At 48.0% G+C, this 4944-nt stretch carries 9 protein-coding genes; 3 read left to right on the top strand and 6 right to left on the bottom strand.

What is annotated here, in order from left to right:
- Nucleotides 1–83: 83 nt before the first annotated feature.
- The 4 genes from ACL7TT_RS20315 to ACL7TT_RS20330 form a co-directional block, all read right to left on the bottom strand.
- Complete coding sequence (locus ACL7TT_RS20315; RefSeq protein WP_413398005.1) at nt 84–422, bottom strand: hypothetical protein; 339 nt, start codon at nt 420–422, stop codon at nt 84–86.
- A 159-nt stretch (nt 423–581) separates the two neighbouring features.
- Nucleotides 582–959, bottom strand: a complete 378-nt coding sequence (locus ACL7TT_RS20320; RefSeq protein WP_413398006.1) for a hypothetical protein — start codon at nt 957–959, stop codon at nt 582–584.
- 154 nt (nt 960–1113) lie between these two features.
- Nucleotides 1114–1473: a hypothetical protein gene (locus ACL7TT_RS20325; RefSeq protein ID WP_413395158.1), complete on the bottom strand. Its 360-nt coding sequence runs from the start codon at nt 1471–1473 to the stop codon at nt 1114–1116.
- A 91-nt stretch (nt 1474–1564) separates the two neighbouring features.
- Nucleotides 1565–1948, bottom strand: coding sequence for a D-Ala-D-Ala carboxypeptidase family metallohydrolase (locus ACL7TT_RS20330; protein WP_413398007.1), 384 nt, complete (start codon nt 1946–1948; stop codon nt 1565–1567).
- A 111-nt stretch (nt 1949–2059) separates the two neighbouring features.
- On the opposite strand from ACL7TT_RS20330, the gene ACL7TT_RS20335 reads away from it, so the two are divergent.
- The 3 genes from ACL7TT_RS20335 to ACL7TT_RS20345 all read left to right on the top strand — a co-directional run bounded on the left by ACL7TT_RS20335 (nt 2060) and on the right by ACL7TT_RS20345 (nt 3782).
- Nucleotides 2060–2476, top strand: coding sequence for a DUF6632 domain-containing protein (locus tag ACL7TT_RS20335; RefSeq protein ID WP_299947572.1), 417 nt, complete (start codon nt 2060–2062; stop codon nt 2474–2476).
- 178 nt (nt 2477–2654) lie between these two features.
- A complete protein-coding gene (locus ACL7TT_RS20340; RefSeq protein ID WP_299947574.1) occupies nt 2655–3065 on the top strand; it encodes a DUF6632 domain-containing protein in 411 nt (136 codons plus the stop codon).
- A 318-nt stretch (nt 3066–3383) separates the two neighbouring features.
- Nucleotides 3384–3782, top strand: coding sequence for a DUF6632 domain-containing protein (locus ACL7TT_RS20345; protein WP_299947576.1), 399 nt, complete (start codon nt 3384–3386; stop codon nt 3780–3782).
- Nucleotides 3783–4109: 327 nt separating this feature from the next.
- Here the strand turns inward: ACL7TT_RS20345 and ACL7TT_RS20350 are convergent, their stop codons facing one another.
- Nucleotides 4110–4499 carry a hypothetical protein gene (locus tag ACL7TT_RS20350; protein ID WP_413398008.1) on the bottom strand — a complete coding sequence of 130 codons (390 nt, stop codon included), beginning with the start codon at nt 4497–4499 and terminating at the stop codon, nt 4110–4112.
- Between the two features lie 21 nt (nt 4500–4520).
- Nucleotides 4521–4944: hypothetical protein (locus ACL7TT_RS20355; RefSeq protein ID WP_413398009.1), on the bottom strand; the 424-nt coding region annotated here is incomplete at its 5' end.

Consider the following 4944-nt stretch of genomic DNA (forward strand, 5'->3'; position numbering starts at 1 on the left):
AGGGAAAGTGGAGAAAACTCCGGGGCTTTGACTGCCTGGCCAAGGTCATCACCGGAGTGAAGTTCAAAGATGGAGAGGAGGTGTCAACAGCCGACCAGAGCGCTGCTTAATCTGGCTTTTTGAACACCAAAATTGACAATAACTCGGCCTGAATCACTCCCTTTACTTGAACCGCTATTGTTTTCTTTACCCGTAAATAGGCCACCAGCAAAACCAATTACAGCAAAAAGAACGTTTGCCATTATTTGACTGTCGAGCTTCCCAGCTGAGTACAACAATGATGACACGATAATCGAAATTAGTATTAAAAATGTACTAGTTGAAAATCTGCCATACCCTCCAGTTTTGGTTTTGAAAAAGCCAATGAGTGCGATTATGCCGACGATAAAAATTCCCAGCATTAACCAAAAGTTTAAACTCACGCGATGCTCCTTATTAATGACTCATAACGCCCGCAACAGGGTCGACCAATACTATGTACATTTTGTGGAAAACTGGGAGCGAAGCGACCCACACAAAATGTGCATAGCGTTGGGCGTCCCGCGGAGGCCCAACGGACCGTAGCAAACTGCTTACGCTTGTTAGGTTTTACGCGGAGTACTCAAAGTATGATGTCCACGACACTCATGATATAGCTCATCAATATCCTGTAACTTGTATTTATCCCAATGACTATCAGGTAGTTTTTCCCACTCACCACCCATTACTTGGCCGGAAGCAGAGTAGAAAACTATATGATCCATACTGCCCTTAAACTTGAAGAAGACAATATAAGGATGCCCATCTTTATAAATCTTTCTATCTTTATCCCAATCAGGGTATTGCTGAATCGCGAACCCATCTAGTTTCGGATTTTTTTCATGGATGTTCATGATCTCCCATCCGCAAGGAGGCGGGAGGGAGCCATGTGCTAAAGATGCACAAACCAGGAAAAGAAAGGATAAAGTATATTTTTTCATATGGCTGATTGAAACCTAACGCCCACAGCAGGGACAGCTTACCTTGTGCGCATTTTGCGCGAAAAAAGTGGGAGCGAAGCGACCCGTGCAAAATGTGCACAAGGTAAGACGTCCCGCAGAGGGCCGAAGGCCCGGAGCATACTGCCTGGCTTTGTTAAATGCTGACATTTGCCTCTAGCCTCGGGCCACAGATTTCCTTGGAATATGCTGCAGTTACTTTAGCCTCTAGAAATGGAGAAGTGACTGCAAATTGACCTTTTGCAAAGCCTCCACTTACTTTGAAAGCCAAAGGAGCTGCTAGCTCTCCAGCCACACCTTTAGCTTTTGGGTAAGCCCACAATATTACTGACTCCAAAGAGCTTCCATCTAACTTTGTCGGCACAGAGAAGTAAGTAACCCCATGCTCGGTTTCAAGAATAAATTTGCCGTTGCTTGGCGGCTCATAGTTGGAACATGTAAGTGCATTAGCGAAGCCTGCGAGTAACATTAGGGAAACAGATACGATAGCTTTCATGGGCATTTAACATTTATATACTGATCACCATGACCACTATTATCCTGATTACTGTCTCGAAATCAATTCTGTGCCACTCCCTTCATACGCCCTACCTTGGGTAGCTCCAGATTGTGGGGCCGTCACGCTTGCCCGGAATAGCTCCAAGATCGTCCAGATGCAGGAATCGCCCGCTATGAGGACCATGCTGCTTCACTCCAATGCCGGTAAACCCTTCCTCCAGCGCGATCCCCAGCAGCTCATAGGCACGCCCACCAGAAACTGATACATCCACAGCCTGCCCGGTAGTGTGTGTCATGGTGGAGCCAATACTGGCGCAATGGTCCTGGCAGCGATAACCGGAGTTGATCACCATAGGCTTGTTGAAGCGCACCCTGACCCTGATCAATCGGCGCAGCGTATCATCCGAGAAGTGGAGTTTCCCGCAACAGCGGCAGGACAACTCCTCTTCAGTGAAGTAGTCGTTTTCAAGCATGGGAGTACCAGATACAAAAAAGCCCGCACGGGGCAGGCCAGGAACTATTTCGTCTATATTATTGACTGCGACAAAATCAACTTAAAAGCGGTCTCCGCCCAGGGGAAGGCTATGGATGACATCACCCGTATCAAATGCCTCACCATTGTCATGATGATTATAGGCTTGTTTTTTACCTTTGCTATTTACCCGTTAATGGAATGGTGGTGGCCTGAAGGATGGGGATGGACACCACGGCAGCCCGAATACGAATATACTATTATAGGAACCTATGCAACTCTGGGGGTATTCCTGTTGCTCGCCGCTAAACATCCCATTGCTAACCTCGTTCTGGTTTGGCTCGTAATTTGGTTGAGCTTGGTACATGCAACCATCAGTCTTTTACTTTTTATGCTGGCACCTGATCAAGTCCTTGAAGATAACTTGATCGGTGAGATCCCCGCACAGTATTTAATTGCTGGGGTTCTCTGGTACCTAATACCCAAAAACATTAAATTATTACAACGACTGCACAGCGATAGTGAGTAACTGGCGCCTGGCTATTGCATAGCATCCGAGGGTTGCATCCGTATAGGGCAGTAACTTTGGATCAAAAAGACGACGTGACGCCCCAAAAAACCGCACTAGACTAATTGAAAGCTATCTAGTCTATATTATTGGCCGTGGCCAAAACAATTTAAAAGCGGTCTCCGCTCTGGAAAAAACCATGGACGGCACCGCTCGCGTCAAGTGTCTCCCCATTGCCCTGAAGGCTATAGGTCTATTTTATATCTTTGGCGTTTACCCGATGATGCTATGGGCATGGCCTACGGGATGGGGAAAGATACCGCCGTATCACGAATTTCAACTAATTGGTCTGGCGCTATACGCAACTCTGGGCGTTTATTTAATTCTTGCTGGCCGCAATCTCGCTGCAAACATTGGTCTGATCTGGTTCACTATTTCGGTGAACTTGGTGTGTGGTACCACCATGCTTGTGATGATGGTAGCTAATCGAGTCGAAATGGTAAACTGGGCCGGAAATATCTCCGTACAGTATTTAATTGCCGGGATCCTTTGGTATTTAATGCCCAGGAACGTTAAATTGTTACAACGACTGGACAGTGAAAGTAAGTAACTGGCGCTAGACCATTCTTAACCAAGCGGCTTCACTGAAATCCCCAACCAGTCTTGTGGAAACCCCATGAACTCAAAATCATCAGGGTGAACCACTACGAGCTTCAGCTGGAAATCGTTATAGAGAATCCACCTGTTTCAACGCTTAGCTATTGCAAAGCATCTGAGGACTTCTTCCATAGGGAAGCAGTGACTCCAAGGCAAACAGTCGAATTGCGAACACAAAAAAGTCTTCGCCAAGCGAACTAGGCCCTAGTTCATCTATATTATTGACTGCAGCTAAATCAACTTAAAAGCGGTCTCCGCTCTGGAGCAAACTATGGATGACATTACTCGCGCCAAGAGCCTCCCCATTGCCCTGAAGGTTATAGGTCTGCTTTTTATCTTAGCCATTTATCCGATGATGGCATGGATATGGCCTGCAGGATGGGGATGGACGCCGCCGCAGCATGAGTACGAACTGCTTATTTTTATTCTACTCGCCATGCTGGGCATATTCCTAATTCGTGCCGCCAAAAATCCCGCTGCCAACATCAGTTTAATCTGGTTCACTATCTGGTTAAATCTAGCATATGCGACCAGTATGCTGTTGATGGTGTTAGCTGATCGAACCGAGCAGGCAAACTTAGCTGGAAATATCCCCGTGCAATATTTGGTGGCGGGCGTTCTCTGGTATCTGATGCCCAGCCACAATTTTTATAAAAACACGGGCCAGTGATAGCCTTTACTCTGTACCAGCCAGATAGGCTACAAGCTAATAGATTTCAACTCTTAATCAGGTTCACCTAACATTCAGAGAACTCCAGTTACGAACTTACCTGTTCCAGCGCTTGACTACTGAAAAGCATCTAAGGGCTTCATCTATAGGGGCAGTGGCTCTGGAGTAAACAGTCGAATTACAGCCATAAAAAAGCCCCGCCGGATTAACCAGACGGGGCTTTCAAAGGGGGGTATGGTCCCGCTGCGCATACTTCGCGACAGCTTATCTGAATATAGTATCTTCACGCCTAGGCTGTCAATACATACAGCTTGTATTTAAATACAGTTATGCGGCATTATCCGCCAAATAAAGTGCCTCTGCCGTTCCCTCGATTAAGTTACACATATTCTCCACCCAGGCTTTGGATCGCTTCACCCTTATGCAGGTCTCTCGCATTTCCCACCGGTAGTAATACCTCAACCAAAAAACCTTCCTCTCTAACGCAGCCTTCTCCTTGTCCTGGCGCCTGGCAATCACATTTAGATAAGCCAATACTGCAGCATCCGTAAGGGCTGCTCTCTCGTAATCTATCGGTACCGGGCTCTCCCTGCGCCCTGATAGCATCCTGCGGCCAAATGCCGCCATACGGGGCCAGCTCACTGAATCCCCCGCACGTTCAGGATAGGCCCTGGACCACTCCCACAAGCGCTCGCGAATGCTGATTTCATTGACCATCTTTTCCACCAGGTGAAAGATTCACTCCTCTGTCTCTGCAAACAGGGATTTCAGGTTATCCAGTGTCTGGCGTCCAACCACTTTGGATCGCTCCTGAGCAGTTTTGTTGGGCAGTTTCGGGGGCTCAAACGTCCGGAATATGTGCTCTCCAGGGGCTGGTATACACATACCAACAAACTCGGCGTAGTTGGGTGGCCAGCTGTCGAACTCGCCCTGCTGGGCCGCCTCCTGGTTTCTGTACTCGACGTAGTTCATACCACGGCGCCATGCCATCTCGCTCAGATCTTGGGTCTTCTTCACCCACAGCATGAAATCCTCGCTGTAGCAGCCGGCAGCCTTATCCGCTTCGGAGTCGTACAGAGCGTGCTGGGACGACCACTTGTGGCCGTACAGCTGGGTCATGCGCTTCCACAGGGCCAGCAGCAGCTTCTCGTGCTGAGGCTCT

This window comes from Microbulbifer jejuensis (assembly GCF_047289955.1).
Taxonomy (GTDB): domain Bacteria; phylum Pseudomonadota; class Gammaproteobacteria; order Pseudomonadales; family Cellvibrionaceae; genus Microbulbifer.

What these genes read in the sequence shown, in the direction of transcription:
- ACL7TT_RS20330 (WP_413398007.1), bottom strand. Translation starts at nt 1,948, where the DNA reads ATGCTTGAAAACGACTACTTCACTGAAGAGGAGTTGTCCTGCCGCTGT.
- ACL7TT_RS20350 (WP_413398008.1), bottom strand. Translation starts at nt 4,499, where the DNA reads ATGGTCAATGAAATCAGCATTCGCGAGCGCTTGTGGGAGTGGTCCAGG.
- ACL7TT_RS20320 (WP_413398006.1), bottom strand. Translation starts at nt 959, where the DNA reads ATGAAAAAATATACTTTATCCTTTCTTTTCCTGGTTTGTGCATCTTTA.
- ACL7TT_RS20340 (WP_299947574.1), top strand. Translation starts at nt 2,655, where the DNA reads ATGGACGGCACCGCTCGCGTCAAGTGTCTCCCCATTGCCCTGAAGGCT.
- ACL7TT_RS20325 (WP_413395158.1), bottom strand. Translation starts at nt 1,473, where the DNA reads ATGAAAGCTATCGTATCTGTTTCCCTAATGTTACTCGCAGGCTTCGCT.
- ACL7TT_RS20335 (WP_299947572.1), top strand. Translation starts at nt 2,060, where the DNA reads ATGGATGACATCACCCGTATCAAATGCCTCACCATTGTCATGATGATT.
- ACL7TT_RS20345 (WP_299947576.1), top strand. Translation starts at nt 3,384, where the DNA reads ATGGATGACATTACTCGCGCCAAGAGCCTCCCCATTGCCCTGAAGGTT.